14 protein-coding genes are annotated in these 16,760 nt (G+C 41.1%); 10 read left to right on the top strand and 4 right to left on the bottom strand.

Annotated features, from left to right (window positions below; genetic code table 11):
- Position 1: 1 nt before the first annotated feature.
- From BLO53_RS03745 to BLO53_RS03735, 3 genes are all read left to right on the top strand, one after another.
- Positions 2-457 (top strand): ACT domain-containing protein, encoded by a 456-nt coding sequence (locus tag BLO53_RS03745; protein WP_092059178.1) that lies wholly within the window; start codon positions 2-4, stop codon positions 455-457.
- Between the two features lie 89 nt (positions 458-546).
- Positions 547-1,755: a homoserine dehydrogenase gene (locus BLO53_RS03740; RefSeq protein ID WP_176757151.1), complete on the top strand. Its 1,209-nt coding sequence runs from the start codon at positions 547-549 to the stop codon at positions 1,753-1,755.
- Between the two features lie 77 nt (positions 1,756-1,832).
- Entirely contained in the window at positions 1,833-3,152 is a 1,320-nt protein-coding gene (locus tag BLO53_RS03735) for an aspartate kinase (RefSeq protein WP_092059176.1), read from the top strand.
- Between the two features lie 102 nt (positions 3,153-3,254).
- Here BLO53_RS03735 and BLO53_RS03730 read toward each other — a convergent pair whose 3' ends face one another.
- Positions 3,255-4,052: a hypothetical protein gene (locus tag BLO53_RS03730; protein ID WP_092059175.1), complete on the bottom strand. Its 798-nt coding sequence runs from the start codon at positions 4,050-4,052 to the stop codon at positions 3,255-3,257.
- A gap of 288 nt (positions 4,053-4,340) precedes the next feature.
- On the opposite strand from BLO53_RS03730, the gene BLO53_RS03725 reads away from it, so the two are divergent.
- From BLO53_RS03725 to BLO53_RS03705, 5 genes are all read left to right on the top strand, one after another.
- The gene (locus BLO53_RS03725) at positions 4,341-4,850 is read left to right on the top strand and encodes a DUF6106 family protein (protein ID WP_092059174.1); all 510 of its coding nucleotides are present in this window, start codon (positions 4,341-4,343) and stop codon (positions 4,848-4,850) included.
- 80 nt (positions 4,851-4,930) lie between these two features.
- The gene (gene guaB / locus BLO53_RS03720; protein ID WP_092059173.1) at positions 4,931-6,388 is read left to right on the top strand and encodes an IMP dehydrogenase; all 1,458 of its coding nucleotides are present in this window, start codon (positions 4,931-4,933) and stop codon (positions 6,386-6,388) included.
- 44 nt (positions 6,389-6,432) lie between these two features.
- Entirely contained in the window at positions 6,433-9,162 is a 2,730-nt protein-coding gene (locus tag BLO53_RS03715; protein WP_092059172.1) for a sensor domain-containing phosphodiesterase, read from the top strand.
- 99 nt (positions 9,163-9,261) lie between these two features.
- Complete coding sequence (locus BLO53_RS03710; RefSeq protein WP_092059171.1) at positions 9,262-10,968, top strand: glutamine--tRNA ligase/YqeY domain fusion protein; 1,707 nt, start codon at positions 9,262-9,264, stop codon at positions 10,966-10,968.
- Positions 10,969-11,008: 40 nt separating this feature from the next.
- On the top strand, positions 11,009-11,872 hold the full coding sequence (locus tag BLO53_RS03705) for a DUF2225 domain-containing protein (protein WP_026488864.1): 864 nt from the start codon (positions 11,009-11,011) through the stop codon (positions 11,870-11,872).
- Positions 11,873-11,937: 65 nt separating this feature from the next.
- Here BLO53_RS03705 and BLO53_RS03700 read toward each other — a convergent pair whose 3' ends face one another.
- The 3 genes from BLO53_RS03700 to BLO53_RS03690 form a co-directional block, all read right to left on the bottom strand.
- Entirely contained in the window at positions 11,938-12,234 is a 297-nt protein-coding gene (locus BLO53_RS03700; protein WP_035789465.1) for a hypothetical protein, read from the bottom strand.
- Positions 12,235-12,302: 68 nt separating this feature from the next.
- Positions 12,303-13,241 (bottom strand): carbohydrate kinase family protein, encoded by a 939-nt coding sequence (locus tag BLO53_RS03695; RefSeq protein WP_092059170.1) that lies wholly within the window; start codon positions 13,239-13,241, stop codon positions 12,303-12,305.
- 55 nt (positions 13,242-13,296) lie between these two features.
- Complete coding sequence (locus BLO53_RS03690; RefSeq protein ID WP_026488862.1) at positions 13,297-13,905, bottom strand: TetR/AcrR family transcriptional regulator; 609 nt, start codon at positions 13,903-13,905, stop codon at positions 13,297-13,299.
- A gap of 292 nt (positions 13,906-14,197) precedes the next feature.
- Here BLO53_RS03690 and malQ point away from each other — a divergent pair, with 292 nt between their 5' ends.
- Complete coding sequence (gene malQ / locus BLO53_RS03685; protein WP_092059169.1) at positions 14,198-15,721, top strand: 4-alpha-glucanotransferase; 1,524 nt, start codon at positions 14,198-14,200, stop codon at positions 15,719-15,721.
- Positions 15,702-16,733: a LacI family DNA-binding transcriptional regulator gene (locus BLO53_RS03680; protein WP_026488860.1), complete on the top strand. Its 1,032-nt coding sequence runs from the start codon at positions 15,702-15,704 to the stop codon at positions 16,731-16,733. Before malQ ends, BLO53_RS03680 begins: the two co-directional genes overlap by 20 nt.
- The last annotated feature ends 27 nt before the right edge of the window (positions 16,734-16,760 follow it).

Genomic DNA, 16,760 nt, shown 5'->3' with positions numbered 1-16,760 from the left:
AATGCAACAGGATACAGGTTACTATGTTTTAAAAAGGCAGGCTGTACCGGATGTTCTTTTAAAGGTTGTTGAGGCTAAAAAGCTTCTTGAATCCGGCAAGGTCAAGACAGCAGCAGAAGCTGCCGCAACACTTGGAATCAGCCGTAGCTCTTTTTATAAATATAAAGAAGATATATACGAATTTCATGATAGTCTTCAGGGAACAACTCTTACCCTGACATTCCAGATGAATGATGAAGTGGGACTTTTATCCTATGTACTAAATCTAATAGCAGAGTTTGGTGCAAACATCCTGACTATTCATCAGTCTATTCCTCTTAACGGGGTGGCATCATTATCTATCACCATCCAGGTTTTACCTACAACAAGAGATATTATGGAAATGATAAACAAGATGGAAAAATCAGAAGGTGTGCATAAAGTGCATATCACTGGTAGAAGCGCGACGTTGACATAATGATCAAGGCAGCGCTTGGTAGAAATAGAAATCTGTAAATACGAGAACATAGATCATTCGTAATAGAATGTGACGATATGGAGGACAACATGGCAAAGGTAGCAGTTTTGGGATATGGAACAGTAGGAAGTGGAGTAGTTGACGTTCTTGATATAAACGCAGCTCTCGTTGAGAAAAGTGCTGGTGAAGCTGTAGAGCTTAAATACATCCTTGATCTTAGGGATTTTCCGGGGGACAAGCACGAGGCTCAGGTAGTGCATGATATAGATATTATCTTAAATGATCCTGAGGTTGATGTGATCTGCGAGACTATGGGGGGATTAGAGCCAGCATTTACCTTTGAAAAAAGAGCTTTAGAGGCCGGAAAGAGCGTTTGTACATCCAATAAGGAACTTGTGGCTGCTCACGGACCAGAGCTTGTAGAACTGGCTAAAAAGAACAATGTGAGCTATCTGTTTGAGGCCAGCGTTGGCGGAGGAATTCCAGTTCTTAGATCAATAAATGATTCTCTTAAACATGAGAAGATTGATTCTATAACAGGTATCCTGAATGGTACTACAAACTATATCCTGACCAAGATGGATAAAGAGGGCGTGGCATTTGAACTTGTTCTTAAGAAGGCTCAGGAAAAGGGCTATGCAGAGAGAAATCCTGAAGCTGATGTGGAAGGCTATGATGCCTGCAGAAAGATTGCTATTTTGGCCAGCCTTATGAGTGGTAAGCACGTACACTATGAGGATATATACACTGAGGGTATTTCCAAGATCAGTATCCTTGACTTTGAATATGCAAGAGCCCTCAACATGTCAATCAAGCTCCTTGCTATGTGCAAGAAAAATGAGAACGGCTTCTTTACAATGGTTGCACCTTTCCTTGTTCCGCCAGAGAACCCACTTGCAAGTGTTAATGGCGTATTCAATGCAATCGATGTTCACGGCAACATGCTTGGAGATGTAATGTTCTATGGCAAGGGAGCTGGTAAAAATGCTACTGCCAGCGCAGTTGTAGCTGATGTGATCGATATTTTAAAGCACAAGGGACACCATATCGAGGTTAATATGAAGGCTGAGAAGGCAGAGCTTTCTCCCAAGGATAATGCAGTAAGGCGCTTCTTTGTAAGAGTTCCTGCAGACCTTCAGGATCAGGCCAAGGAAGTCTTTGGCAACGAGGTGGAAGTTGTAAAGAGAAACAGCATTCCAGAAGAGTTTGCATTTATCACAGATCTTATTTCAGAGAAGGACTTTGAAGAGAGATTGTGGAAGATGGACAGTGTTAAGGGATATTTGAGATTGTATTGATAAAGGTGTATTGTGGACAGAGATTTTCTTTGTGACAATGAAATACATTAAGTTCTAGGAAGAGAGAGTGGCATATTATGAAAAAAGTAGTTAAATTCGGTGGCAGTTCACTTGCAAGTGCAGAGCAGTTTAAGAAAGTGGGCGAGATCATAAAGGCAGATCCCGACAGAGTCTATGTTGTTCCTTCTGCCCCCGGAAAAAGAAATTCCAAGGACACCAAGGTAACTGACATGCTCTATAAGACGTATGCTTTGGCTGAGGCAGAAAAAGACTTTGCTAAACAGCTCTCAGATATTAAGGCCCGCTATGACGAGATCATAAAGGGACTTAACTTAAAGCTCAGCCTTGCAGATGAGTTTAAGACTATTGAAAAGAACTTTAAGGCTAAGGCTGGAAAAGATTATGCAGCCAGCAGAGGTGAATACTTAAATGGAATCATCATGGCAGCATTCCTTGGCTATGAGTTTATAGATGCAGCTACAGTTGTTGCTTTTGACAAGAACGGCGAATTTGACGGTGAGAAAACTAATAAGCTCATGGGCAAAAAGCTTGAGAAAACGCCTAAGGCTGTTGTCCCTGGATTTTACGGAGCATATCCTGATGGAACTATCAAGACCTTCTCAAGAGGCGGCTCAGATATAACAGGATCAATTGTATCAAGAGCAATCAAGGCTGATGTATACGAGAACTGGACTGATGTATCAGGATTCCTTGTAGCAGACCCTAGGATTATCGAGAAGCCACCACACATTGAGACTATCACATATACAGAGCTTCGAGAGCTTGCCTATATGGGTGCCGGAGTACTTCATGAGGATGCTATCTTCCCTGTTAGAAAGGAAGGCATTCCGATCAATATTCGTAACACCAATAAGCCAGAAGATCCTGGCACATGGATTGTAGAATCCACAGCCAAGAAGTCCAAGTTTGTTATAACTGGTATCGCTGGTAAAAAGGGATTTTGCTGCGTGAATGTTCTCAAGGATCAGATGAACTCTGAGGTTGGATTTGTCCGCAAGGTATTACAGGCTTTTGAAGATCAGAATATATCTATCGAGCATGTACCTTCTGGAATCGACACAATGACTGTGTTTGTTCAGCAGGATGAATTTATTGAGAAGGAACAGGCTGTAGTATCAGAAATCCACAGACTTGCTCACCCGGACATGCTGGAAATCGAATCAGACCTTGCTCTTATTGCAGTTGTAGGCCGCGGCATGAAGTCAACACGTGGTACTGCTGGAAGAATCTTCTCAGCACTTGCTCACGCTTCTGTAAATGTCCGCATGATCGATCAGGGCTCCTCAGAGCTTAATATCATCATAGGTGTTGAAACAAGAGATTTTGAAAAAGCTATCCGTGCTATATACGATATTTTTGTAACTACACAGATTTGATCAGGATTTGGATTGTTATATGATCCAAGATGCGAAGATTAAGTTTACAAGATAAAAAGGAGGCTGTTGCACTTTATAATCTAGTGCAACAGCCTCAAACATTTACTTAAGCAAATATTCTATATATTTTACGGCAAGATCTTTTCTTGAGCTGTTGATGATAACTCCTGCTGCGGAGGAGTATCCGGAGTAGGCGCCTGTCTTTTTAAGGATTGCTGAGTTATCAAGCTTTATGCCTACAGGAATCGGATTCTCCATATCGGAAGGGTCAGTTGGAGGGAAAGTCAGGTCTTTGTTATAGTTATCAGCAATAACTGCGTATTTGTTGTTTTTATCAAACTCGCCAGTGCTGATGTAAGCCTGGTATTCCTCTGAGTTCAGATAATCCAGGTAACTCTGATCTACATATATAAACAAATCCTGATATTTCTCAATTTGTTCCTTTGAAAGAACTGTCCTTAAATCAGCAAAGACTTCCTGATTGGCGTAATAGGTAAAGATGTTGCTGTCAGCTGCCAGAACATCAAGATCTCCGCCGGCAACATTTGCCATGATCTTCTGACTCGTAGCTATGGTGGTCTCTGTAATAACCTGAAGATCATAACTCTCGGCAGTATCTATAAAGCAGCTATACTTACTGGTATCAATTCCTGCATAAGGAGCAAAACCGTATTCGAGCTCTTCCTGAGCACTTGATGCACCTGAGTTTATCATGACAGCATAGAAACCATAGGGCTTGTTGCTTCTGATATCGTGAATAAGCATAGATAAAAGAGCTACAGCACAAATGATCACTATTGTATGGATCTTGTAGTACTCCCAAAAATATTCGAGCTTGGCCTTAAATCCCTGACCTTTTAATTTTTTTTGTTGTTCTCTTATTTCATCGTGTAATGACATTTCTTCTCACTTTCCAACATGGTATTATTAACAGAAAAATAATACTTTTTTATCATCAAAACATATATAATAGTAATAGGACTTTTTTGCCCTCATATAATAAAGTAAATAATAAAAATTTAGAACAAAAGTGTCAATCCACAATTTAAATCAAATGTGAAATTGAATACAAGATAATAGTACAAAAATATTGCAAAATACACCTTGAAAGATTAGAGAAAGTAATATAAGATAGTCGATAAAATGGGCCATTTCTATAGGCCAGATTACAGGAGGCTATTGTTACAAATGGTTAGTGATAACAGTTATGTAGAATGTCTTGTCTCTAGTAAGGCATCACCTCTGTTTGTTGTTTTGAAGGTGGTTTCCCTTATACTTGCGATACTTTCTTTTCTTTCATCACTTTTACTTGGAAGCCTTGTGGGAATGATACTTGCGATAGCATTTGGTGCAGCTTACTATTTCGTTTCACTTAATGCCAGCATTGAGTTTGAGTATCAGTACTGCGACAAAGAGATCACAGTAGACAAGATTCTAAATAAGAGCAGACGTAAGAACATAGGCAAGTTCGATGTTGGCAAAATTGAGGCTATGGCTCCTTCTCGTTCTTATCACCTGGATGAGTACAAGAACAGAACCTACAAGGCTCTTGATTTTTCATCAAGGATCAAGGATCAGCAGCCTGATCCAACCTACACAATCTATTATGATGGCAAGGAGAAGATAGTTCTCGAGCCTTCTAAGGAGTTTGTAGAGGCCGTTAGAAACGTGGCTCCGAGAAAGGTATTTTTTGATTAATTGAATATAGTTGAATAAAGTATAAATGTGTTGGGGAATACATAGATACCAAAAATAATGATTTACGATGGGAGTAGAAAATGGGACAGATTATTGGTGAAGGAATCACATTTGACGACGTATTATTGGTACCTGCATATTCACAGGTAGTACCTAATCAGGTGGATGTAGGAACATATCTTACTAAGAAGATAAGACTTAACATTCCTATGATGAGTGCAGGAATGGACACCGTTACTGAGCATAGAATGGCTATTGCCATGGCCAGACAGGGCGGAATTGGTATTATTCACAAGAACATGTCAATCGAGGCTCAGGCCGAAGAGGTTGATAAGGTAAAAAGATCAGAGAACGGCGTCATCACAGACCCATTTTCACTTTCTCCAGACCATACACTGGCTGATGCTGATTCTCTTATGGCTAAGTTCCGTATTTCAGGCGTTCCTATTACAGAGGGAAGAAAGCTTGTTGGTATTATCACAAACCGTGATCTTAAGTTCGAGAAAGATTTCTCTCAGAAGATCAAGGACGTTATGACAAGCGAGAACCTGATCACAGCTAAGGCTGGAATCACATTAGAGGAGGCCAAGAACATTCTTGCCAAGTCTAAGAAAGAAAAGCTCCCAATCGTTGATGATGACTACAACCTTGTAGGACTTATCACTATTAAAGATATTGAAAAGACTATCAAGTATCCTCTCGCTGCCAAGGATGATCAGGGCAGACTTCTCTGCGGCGCAGGTGTTGGAATTTCTGCTAACTGCCTTGAGAGAGTAGCAGCACTTGTTGATGCCAAGGTTGACGTGATCGTACTTGACTCAGCACATGGACATTCCGAGAACGTTCTTAAGTGCCTTAGAATGATCAAAGAGAAATTCCCTAATCTTCAGGTTATTGCAGGTAACGTTGCTACAGGTGAGGCTACAAAGGCTCTTATCGAGGCTGGTACTGATGCGGTTAAGGTTGGTATCGGACCTGGCTCTATCTGTACAACAAGAGTTGTAGCAGGTATCGGTGTTCCTCAGATTACTGCTATCATGGACTGCTACAAGGTTGCCAAGGAATATGGAGTTCCGATCATCGCTGATGGTGGTATCAAGTATTCAGGAGATATTACAAAGGCTATAGCTGCAGGCGGTAACCTTGTAATGATGGGATCAATGTTTGCTGGCTGTGATGAGGCTCCAGGTGAGTTCGAGCTTTATCAGGGCAGAAAATATAAGGTATATCGTGGAATGGGATCCATTGCAGCTATGGAAAACGGCTCCAAGGATCGTTATTTCCAGGAAGATGCCAAGAAGCTTGTTCCAGAAGGCGTTGAGGGACGAGTTGCATATAAGGGAACAGTAGAAGATACTGTATTCCAGCTTATTGGTGGTCTTCGTTCAGGTATGGGATACTGCGGATGCGGTACAATAGAAGAACTCAAGGAGAACGGCAGATTCATCAAGATGACATCAGCTGCTCTTCGTGAATCTCATCCACATGATATTCAGATTACCAAGGAAGCACCTAACTATAGCGTAGATAATAACTAATAACACAGATGTAATTTAATCTTTATTTTCCTTGAGGGGGGAAAATGCAGGAGACAGTTACCAAAGTGGAACTTGAAAAAGCCACAGAGACGGGGTCTTTAAATGAAAAGAAAGGAGCCCTTGGTAATTTTGCGCTCAAAAATGCCGAGGGCATGCAGGCCTGGCAGGATAAGTTCTGCGAAATGTCAGGGGTCTATGCCATGTGCCTTGATGAAAACGGCAGTCCCATGAGCCAGTTCTCCGGCAATCCCCATGAAATAGAGATTATCAAGAAATACGTAACGGATGTACGTATTCATAATATTTTCAAAAGAGTATCAGAGAGCGAGCTGGAGGATCAGGCTGTGGAGATCACAGAGGTGCCTAATCTCCGGCTGGCTGCTGTTGCTGTTAAGAGTGGCAAGGATACTGCCGCTGTCTGGATTGTATGTGGCGCTTTTAAGGACGCAGAATATGAAGCGGAGTTCTATCATGTTCCGCCTATTGATTCTTTTTCATATCAAATTTCCGAAGATAAATTTTATAGAGTATTAGATCTTTTGAGAGCCACTCTGAATGCTCTTTTGGCTATTGAAACCTCAAGAACGCAGGCAGTAGCCATAAGTGAGGAATCAAAAGCCCAGGAACTTGAGATGACATCATCTTTCCACAGAGCAGAGACCATGACGGAGATTGTCTCCCTCCTTGATAGCAATGAAGGAATTGAAACTATCATGGCCATGATCTTGTCAAAGCTTTGTGGATATTTACAGATTAGTAACGGATTTACCTGCAGAGTTCACCACGGAAACCTCATGGACATTGTAGTTCAGTGGAATGCGCAGGGTGTAAACAAGATGTTTACTGAGACTACAGATCAGGAAGTGTACTGGTTCCTTGGAAATGAGAAGGCAATCGTGGTATCAAGTGACTCACAGATGAATGCAGGTGAAAGAGAGCAGCTTGACATACTTGGTATCAGGGCTCTTGTTGCTATGCCTATTATCATTAACGGTGCACCCAGATTTTATGCCTGCATTACTGAGAACAGAGAAGACAGGATATGGTCCATTGATGACGTTAAATTTATTAACGACACAATTAGAATCCTGCAGAGTATCATTACAAAGAGAATACAGACTAACTCCCTTGCTAGTTCTTTTGCCTCGCTGGAAGCGGTTCTTGATAACGTGGGCTGTTCCATATACGTAAGAGATATTGGCACTGGAGTATTGCTCTTTGCTAATAGGAGCTTTAAAAAGAACTTTAGCAAAGAGCTTTCTGAAAACAAACTTATAGAGCTCTTTGAATCTAACATTCCATCTAGAAGTCATAGTGGTAACTATGAGGTTAATCATAAGACCAGAGGTAAGTGGTACGACGTTTACTATACAAGGATCAAGTGGGTAGACGGCCGCCCGGTTTCTCTGTGCGCTATTTACGATGTTACTGAGAAAAAGCTCTACCAGAAGAGAATTGAGCAGCAGGCTTATACTGACTTTTTGACAGGCTTGTACAACAGAATGTGCTGCGAAAAGGATCTTGCTAAGTACGTAGATGAGGCTCGTCAGACAGGCAGGACAGGTGCACTTATGTACCTTGACCTTGATGATTTCAAGCACATCAATGATAGCCTGGGACATCAGTATGGAGATGTCCTCCTGCAGGATATTTCAAATGCCATGAGCAGGATTGATGGTATCAGCAATTCCTGTTATAGAATGGGCGGAGATGAATTTGTCATCATCGTTCCGCCTGAGAACTACAGCAAGATGGACAAGATACTTGAGGAAATCAAGGATGCCTTTGCTACACCCTGGTATCTCAAGGATAGCGACTATTACTGCACCATGAGTATGGGTGTCGTGAAGTTTCCGGAAAATGGCGATAATGTATCTGAACTTATCAGAAAGTCAGACGTTGCCATGTATGAGGCAAAAAAATCAGGCAAGAACAGGATTGCTGAGTATTCAGATAATATAGATTCTTCTTCAATCCACAGACTGGACCTTGAAAAGAATATGTTTGACGCTATAGGTAAGGCCTGCGAGGAATTTGAAGTCTTTTTCCAGCCTATAATCACCTTTACTCAGGATAAAAAGAGTAAGAAAAAGATCAAACATGTGGGAGCAGAGGCACTGGTTCGCTGGAACAGTACTAAACTGGGATTTTTAAGTCCGGATGAGTTTGTGCCTCTTGCAGAATATCTTGGACTTATAAATCCTATTGGAAATCATGTCCTGCAAAAGGCCTGCGAGTGCTGCAGGCAGTGGAATGAGTCTGGAATAGGAGAGTTCGCAGTAAGCGTTAATCTGTCTGTAGTCCAGATCATGCAGAATGATATTGTGGATACCATAAAAAAGTGCATCGAAGATAATCACCTGAATCCAGAAAATCTGGTGCTGGAGCTCACAGAGAGACTTGCTATAAATGATCTTGCAAGAACCAAGCAGACTCTTTTGGATATAAAGGCACTTGGAGTAAGGCTTGCACTTGATGATTTTGGTACCGGGTATTCCGCTCTTAGCAGTATAAGAGCTCTGCCTTTTGACATAATCAAGGTGGATAAGGATTTTGTAAAAGATATTGCGACAGACAATTATTCCCAGGCTTTCGTAAGAATGATGGCGCAGCTTGGAGAGACAATTGGTGCAGACATCTGTGTTGAAGGTATTGAGACCAAGCAGCAGCTGGATGCATTAAAAGGCATGGGAGTTAAGTATATTCAGGGTTACTATTATGACAAACCTCTAAGGAGAGTAGCCTTTGAAGAAAAATATGTCTACAATCCATAGAGTTTAGGGAATGTATAATAGAACATAGAATTATGTTATAATTTATGATATCATAGTGTGTCTATACTATACTATTTAGAAGGTTGGTTTTATTAAGTAATGGCAGAGGAAGTAATTAAGAATTTATCTGAGAATGCAGAGGGTGACAATACACCTTCAAGACATTTTATTGAACAGGCAATTGACAAGGATCTTGCAGAGGGAGTTTATGACCACGTTCATACACGTTTCCCTCCAGAACCTAATGGATTTTTGCATATAGGTCATGCTAAGAGTATTCTTCTTAACTATGGAATGGCTCAGGAATACGGCGGCAAATTTAATATGAGATTCGATGATACTAATCCTACCAAGGAGAAGGCAGAATTCATGGATTCTATCATCGAGGACGTTAAGTGGCTTGGTGCAGATTATGAAGATCGTCTCTTCCATGCATCAGACTATTTTGACGAGATGTATGAGGATGCCATCAAGCTCATCAAAAAGGGCAAGGCTTATGTATCTGAACTTTCCGCTGAAGAGATGCGTGAGTACAGAGGAACCCTTACAGAGCCTGGTAAGGAAGATCCTAACAGAAACAGAAGCGTAGAAGAGAACCTTAAGCTCTTTGAAGATATGAAGAACGGCAAGTTTGAGGACGGAAGCGCTACTCTTCGTGCCAAGATTGACATGGCTTCACCTAACATTAACATGAGAGACCCTATCATTTACAGGGTTGCACATATGACACATGCTAGAACTGGCGATAAGTGGTGCATTTATCCTATGTACGACTTTGCTCATCCTATTGAGGATGCTATTGAGGGAATCACACATTCTCTTTGTACTCTTGAATTTGAGGATCACAGACCTCTTTACGACTGGGTCAAAGAAGAGTGTGAGTACAAGAACCCTCCACGCCAGATTGAGTTTGCCAAGCTTTATCTTAATAACGTAGTTACAGGTAAGAGATATATCAAGAGACTTGTAGAGGATGGAATTGTTGATGGATGGGATGATCCACGACTTGTTACTATTGCCTCTCTTCGCAGAAGAGGATTTACTCCAGAATCTATCAAGATGTTTGTAGATATGTGTGGTATCAGTAAGGCTAACTCTACAGCTGAGTATGCTATGCTTGAGTACTGCATCAGAGAGGATCTTAAGCTTAAGTCTAAGAGAATGCTTGCTATCTTAGACCCAGTTAAGCTCATTATTGACAACTATCCAGAGGGACAGACAGAGCTTCTCGATATCGAGAATAACAAGGAAGTTCCAGAGATGGGATCCAGAAAGGTTCCTTTTGGAAAAGAGCTTTATATTGAGAGAGAAGACTTTATGGAGGAACCTCCAAAGAAATACTTCCGTCTCTTCCCTGGCAATGAAGTAAGACTTATGAACGCTTACTTTGTAACATGCACAAGCTTTGTCAAGGATGAAACTGGCAAGGTAACAGAGATCCACTGTACTTATGATCCTGCTACAAAGGGCGGAGACAGCCCTGATGGCAGAAAGGTCAAGGGTACTATCCACTGGGTATCTGCCAAGGAGGCTGCTACTTGTGAAGTGCGCCTTTATGAGAACATCATTGATGAGGAGAAGGGTGTATACAATGAGGATGGTTCACTGAATCTTAACCCTAACTCAATCAAGGTTATCAAGGATGCCAAGCTTGAGCCTGAACTTGCAAACGCAGCTCCATACGACAAGTTCCAGTTTGTAAGAAATGGATTCTTTAGTGTGGACAGCAAGGACTCCAAGCCAGGAGCACCTGTATTTAACAGAATAGTTTCACTTAAGAGCTCATTTGTAGTTCCTAAGAAGTAATGTCACCAAAACTAAAATCCTAATAAAGAGAGGTTGCGTTATGGCTGGTATTTTTTCTGGACTTGAAAAACTCGGACTTGGAAACATTGGCGGTGGTAATCTTTTTGAAGATCCTTCCAAGAAGGAAGCACCTGTAAAAAAAGAAGAACCCAAAAAGAAACTTTCCCTTGTAAACGAAGAGGACTATCTGTTTGATAAGAAGTACAAATGTCCTGTTTGCGAGGATGAATTTGACGCTAAGACTGTAAGAACAGGTAAGGTCAGGATGAAGAATGTTGATATCGATCTTCGCCCTGATTACGATGAAGTTGACCAGAATAAGTATGATGTTATAGCGTGCCCTCACTGTGGATATGCTGCGCTGGGAAGATATTTTGCAACACTTAACAAGTATCAGATTGATGATATAAGAGTTAAAATCTGTATGAACTATAAGAAACTCGACTACAATGAGCCTACTTATAGTTATGAACACGCCAGAAATATTTATCAGCTTGCTCTTGCTAACGCAGTGGTCAAGAAGGCCAAGAACAGCGAAAAAGCTTATATATGTCTGAAGACAGCCTGGGTTATCAGAGGTGAGACAAGACGTATGGATCCTTCTGAGGATGGCTATGAGGAAAAGAAAGCTGCCAATGATGCTCAGGAAAAAGAGCTGCTTTCAAATGCACTTAATGGCTTTGTAATGGCGAGACAGTCTGAGGAGTTCCCTATTGCAGGAATGGATTCAACAACACTTGATTACCTGATCGCTGCACTTGCCGTAGAAACTGATCAGTTTGATGTAGCTTCCAAGATGGTTTCAGAGCTGTTAACTTCAAGAGTTGCCAACAGCCGTATAAAGGACAAGGCTCGTTTACTAAAGGATATGATTGCTGAAAAGAAGGGCGAGCCAGCAGAGTGATAGTTTTGTAGTAAACATAAAGAAAACCCCTGTAGCCAATGGCTATAGGGGTTTATTAATATTCATTATTTCTCGTCATTGAAAAATTCTTCTGACTTTTCAGCTGTCTTCTCAGGTTCATCGTCAAGAGCTGAATCATCAGCAGGGCTGATATCTACATACTTGCGATTGCCAAATTTGAATTCTGTAGTATTATACTCGTCATCGTCCTCGAAATCTTCGAAGTCCTCGTAATCATCATCGTCAAAATCATCGGCAATAGCTTCATCTCTCTTTGAGAGATAGTAATATGCTCCAGCTGCGGCAGCACCTACAGCAGCACAAAATACAATAAATTTACCAAATCCGTTTTTCTTGGACATGTAAATGACCCTCCTATCAAGCGATAGAATAATTTTAATACAATTTAATCACAAATAAAAGTGCAAAATTAAGAATTACCGTCAAATTCACTTTTTTTGATGCCCCAGATAAGATTGCGCCACTGCTCAAGCTGATCTGTTGTCATGAAACCATTGGAGGTTCCCATATATCCAATTTTGTAGGAAGCAAATAACAAAGCGTTCTTGATCGCATTTACGCTGTCGCCGTTTTCCATATAGTAGTGAAGGAAACATGCGAACAGGGCATTACCAGCACCTATGGTATTAACAACCTCATTGGTCTTGACTGTTTTATAGTGGACACGAAGGTTCTGTGCTTTATCATACAGTATAAGACCTTCGTGGCCCTGACCAAGAATGATGATATCAGTGCCGTAGGTTCCAGCCATTCTGTCGATGAATTCATAAGGATCCTCACCCAGATTATCATCACTAAAATACAGAACTTTGGCAGGCTCAAGGAAATCAGTGTTATATTTTTCTTTTTCCCTATTGTAGTTTCTGATATTGACTGCAATAGGTTTTTTTCTGGCAGCTGCTTCTTTTGCAAAAGGTCTGCAGAAATTTGCATTGGCCAGTACCATCATGTCGCAGGCTTCTGCGATAGGGGCAACCATGGACATGTCATACACGTTTTCTCTTAGATCCTTGATATCTTCAAAGATTTGCTGCTTACGATCCTTGTCATACAGAACAACCTCTGTTGGAGTAGCCTCCATTTGAGGAATGATATACTGGGTAGAAAGAGTTATCTTTCTATCATGAGGATTGATCAGGCTAAGGTCCTGATTTCTTCCTACGATGGACATGAAAGTTACATCGTCACCGAGCCATTCAAGAGCCAGTGATTCGTTGTAAGCATCGCCGCCAATAGCCGTAAAAATGGAATCATTTGCACTGGTAATAGGAGAGTAGACTACAGGAATCTTGTCAACTCTAACAATGGTCTCAATCTGCGTAACACCTGCTACTAAGAACTTGCTCATGCTTTTGCCTCCTCATTATTGAGATATTCTGAATATCTGAACCAGTTTTATGGGTTTATCGTTCCATAAGAGACATGGCTTTTATCATATCTATATATTCTTCAGCTTCCTGCAAAAATAAGTCGGAACGGAAACTTGCACTTTTGATTCTTTTTACCATAAGTCCGTTTATTGTAAAATCAAGGATCTCTCCAACTTTATTGTAATCAACAAAAGGAGCGAACTGGGTTATATCGGCTCTTTCTCTTAGGGCCTCCATGATCCTTTGATATTTTTCTCTTCGCTCGCTGATCTCAGCGACAGCTTCTGGATGTTTTTCCTCATCAGCCTTATTAAGGTAGAGGAAAATGTATGGATACTGAGACATGGCTGCCACTTTGGCAGATAAAATCTGGTGATACAGCTCAAAATAGCCATTTTCATTTTTTTCCACATTGGCTGTAAGCTCCAGAGTTACGAACCTTGTGGCATAGTCGTACAAAAAAGCGTATATACCAATCTTGCTTCCAAAATAGTGAAACAAGAGTCCCTTGCTGATCTCAGCGTTTTTTACTATCTCATCGGTACTGGCATGATAGTAACCGTACTCAGAAAAGACCTTAAGTGCCGCGTTTATCATCCTGTCCTGCTTTTCTTTTTTTAGTTCAAAAAATTTCTCATTCATACTCTAGCCCGCCTAAAAAGTCGTAATTGACCACACCAGTCTATTATAAATATAGCATTTTTGCCATGTCACTTCAAACGATTTACCGTTATTTATCAATTTTTTATAGGTGGCGTCAAGCTAGGCAATACGCAGTTTAAAGCATTTTTAACGTAATTTAGTAGTTGCGGTAGAGTGATAATGGTGGTAAAGTATAAATATGGAAACGTTACCGGTAACGAGCGAAAATTTCCGGAAAGTGGTATTATAATAGTTAATGTGCAGGTTTTATGCGGATTGAGAGGGTCAAGTAATGGCAAAGAGTAATAAAAAGCAGACAAGGGCATGTGGTGTTCTTCTTCCTATTTTTTCACTGGCTTCAGAGTATGGAATAGGATCTTTTTCCAAGGAGGCATATGAGTTTGTTGACTTTTTGAAGGAGGCAGGGCAGAGCTACTGGCAGATACTGCCACTAGGTCCTACAAGTTATGGTGATTCACCATATCAGTCTTTTTCAACATTTGCAGGAAACCCTTATTTTATAGATATTGAGAAGCTTATAGAGGAAGGTCTTTTGACCAAAAAGGATGCAGAGAGCTACGATTTTGGCGACAATGCTGAGAAAGTCGATTACGAGAAGCTCTATCGCAATAGATTCAAACTTCTTAAAAAGGCCTTCGACAACATAGATAAGGCAAAGAATTCCAAAGAGATCAGAAAAGAGTTTGACTCTTTTAAGAAGAACAAGGATAATGATTGGCTAAGGGACTATTCTCTTTTTATGGCTCTTAAAAACGCCAACGGTGGAAGAGCCTGGAATACATGGGATGAGGATATAAGGCTTAGAAAGGCTTCAGCAATGAAGGCTGCTTTTGAAAAGTATGATGAGGAAGTTGAGTTTTACTCATTCCTTCAGTATCTTTTCCTCAAGCAGTGGACAGATCTTAAGGCTTATGCCAATGATAAAGGCATCGAGATCATAGGAGATATACCGATCTATGTGGCCTTTGACAGTGCTGATACCTGGGCTAATCCGGAATTGTTCCAGCTGGATAAAAAGAACACACCTATCGATGTGGCAGGATGCCCGCCTGATGCCTTTAGTGCTACAGGTCAGCTTTGGGGCAATCCTCTTTACAGATGGGACTATCACAAGAAGACTGGCTATAAATGGTGGATGAAGAGAATTGCTCACTGTTACAAGCTTTATGATGTGGTCAGAATAGACCATTTCAGAGGCTTTGATGAGTATTATGCAATTCCTTTTGGCAATCCAACAGCCGAGATTGGCGAGTGGAGAAAGGGCCCTGGATACGAGCTCTTTGAAACCATGAAGAAGGAACTTGGGGAAAAGAAGGTTATTGCAGAGGATCTTGGATATCTGACACCTTCAGTAATAAAGCTTGTTAAGAGAACAGGTTTCCCTGGTATGAAGATCCTGCAGTTTGCTTTTGACTCAAGGGAAGAGAGCGATTATCTGCCTCACAACTATACCAAGAATTGTATTGTGTATACTGGAACTCACGACAATGAGACTACAAGAGGCTGGTTTGATCATCTTCCAAGACAGGACAAGAAATTCTGCAAGGAATACCTTGGAATTCATTACAACAAGGACGCTGTTTGGGCTACTATCAGAGCTGCCTTTGCCAGCGTGTCTGACACAGCGATCATTCCTATGCAGGATTACCTTGAGCTTCCCATGTCAGCCAGGATAAATACCCCATCAACCCTTGGCGGAAACTGGGTATGGAGAATGGACAAGAACGCACTTTCAAAAGAACTGTGCGAGAAGATGAGGGATTACGCAAGAATTTATGGCAGAAATAACAATTAGAGAAATCGCAAAGCGCTGCGGAGTTGGCGTCAGCACTGTATCAAGAGCTATCAACAATCACTCTGATATAAATCCTGAGACCAAGCAGCGAATAATGGACGTAATAAAGGAAACAGGCTATATTCCAAATAATAGTGCAAGGAACCTTAAGAGAACTGATGCTAAGTGCATAGGTGTTCTGGTAAAGGGTATTACAAACCCCTTCTTTACACCTATCATCGAGAAGATTGAGCAGGAGACTGAAAAGAAGGGCTATGCTCTTGTGCTCAGGCATGTTGAAGCCTATGAGAACGAGGTGAATGTAGCGCTTGAGCTGGAAAAAGAAAAAAGGCTCCGTGGCATTATCTTTTTGGGCGGTAGTTCCAAGCATGAGGCAGATAAGCTAAGACAGCTCAATGTACCTGTAATCTTTGCTACAATAGGGTCTGACATTTCTGATGACCTTGGAAGAAATGCATATTCTACTGTATCTGTAGACGATGAGGTGGAGAGCCGCAAGATGGTTGAATACCTGATAGGTCTTGGACACAAGAAGATTGCTATCCTGACAGAGGGTAATGACCAGCCATCTGTTGTTAGCCTTCGTTATGATGGGTATAGAGATGCCCTTAATAAGCATGGGATAAAGCTTGATGAGAAATTGGTCAAATATGTAGATCGTAGGATTTATGCTATGCAGAACGGATATGAGACCACTAAGGCCCTTATTGATTCCGGAGCAGAGTTTACAGCTCTTTTCTGCGTATCAGACGTTTTGGCAGTAGGCGCTCTCAGAGCTCTTGCTGATGCAGGAATAAGAGTTCCAGAAGATGTTTCTGTTGCGGGATTCGACGGACAGGATCTGGCTTCATTTACAGTACCAAGGCTTACCACGATCAAGCAGCCATTATCTGATATTTCAGAGGAGACCATGCGCCTGATATTTGATCTTATTGAGGAAAAGAGAGGCCATAAGCATATAATTTTCCCTGGAGAGCTTGTTGTGGCAGAATCTACAAGGAGTATAAAATAATAATATAAAAATATAAAAATATAAAAA

The organism is Butyrivibrio sp. INlla14, from assembly GCF_900102515.1.
Classification (GTDB): Bacteria; Bacillota; Clostridia; order Lachnospirales; family Lachnospiraceae; genus Butyrivibrio.
This window is presented reverse-complemented; position numbering and strand designations above follow the sequence as displayed.

What these genes read in the sequence shown, in the direction of transcription:
- BLO53_RS03695 (WP_092059170.1), bottom strand. Translation starts at nt 13,241, where the DNA reads ATGAGCAAGTTCTTAGTAGCAGGTGTTACGCAGATTGAGACCATTGTT.
- BLO53_RS03710 (WP_092059171.1), top strand. Translation starts at nt 9,262, where the DNA reads ATGGCAGAGGAAGTAATTAAGAATTTATCTGAGAATGCAGAGGGTGAC.
- BLO53_RS03680 (WP_026488860.1), top strand. Translation starts at nt 15,702, where the DNA reads ATGGCAGAAATAACAATTAGAGAAATCGCAAAGCGCTGCGGAGTTGGC.
- BLO53_RS03725 (WP_092059174.1), top strand. Translation starts at nt 4,341, where the DNA reads ATGGTTAGTGATAACAGTTATGTAGAATGTCTTGTCTCTAGTAAGGCA.
- guaB (WP_092059173.1), top strand. Translation starts at nt 4,931, where the DNA reads ATGGGACAGATTATTGGTGAAGGAATCACATTTGACGACGTATTATTG.
- BLO53_RS03700 (WP_035789465.1), bottom strand. Translation starts at nt 12,234, where the DNA reads ATGTCCAAGAAAAACGGATTTGGTAAATTTATTGTATTTTGTGCTGCT.
- BLO53_RS03705 (WP_026488864.1), top strand. Translation starts at nt 11,009, where the DNA reads ATGGCTGGTATTTTTTCTGGACTTGAAAAACTCGGACTTGGAAACATT.
- BLO53_RS03735 (WP_092059176.1), top strand. Translation starts at nt 1,833, where the DNA reads ATGAAAAAAGTAGTTAAATTCGGTGGCAGTTCACTTGCAAGTGCAGAG.
- BLO53_RS03745 (WP_092059178.1), top strand. Translation starts at nt 2, where the DNA reads ATGCAACAGGATACAGGTTACTATGTTTTAAAAAGGCAGGCTGTACCG.
- BLO53_RS03715 (WP_092059172.1), top strand. Translation starts at nt 6,433, where the DNA reads ATGCAGGAGACAGTTACCAAAGTGGAACTTGAAAAAGCCACAGAGACG.
- BLO53_RS03690 (WP_026488862.1), bottom strand. Translation starts at nt 13,905, where the DNA reads ATGAATGAGAAATTTTTTGAACTAAAAAAAGAAAAGCAGGACAGGATG.
- malQ (WP_092059169.1), top strand. Translation starts at nt 14,198, where the DNA reads ATGGCAAAGAGTAATAAAAAGCAGACAAGGGCATGTGGTGTTCTTCTT.
- BLO53_RS03740 (WP_176757151.1), top strand. Translation starts at nt 547, where the DNA reads ATGGCAAAGGTAGCAGTTTTGGGATATGGAACAGTAGGAAGTGGAGTA.
- BLO53_RS03730 (WP_092059175.1), bottom strand. Translation starts at nt 4,052, where the DNA reads ATGTCATTACACGATGAAATAAGAGAACAACAAAAAAAATTAAAAGGT.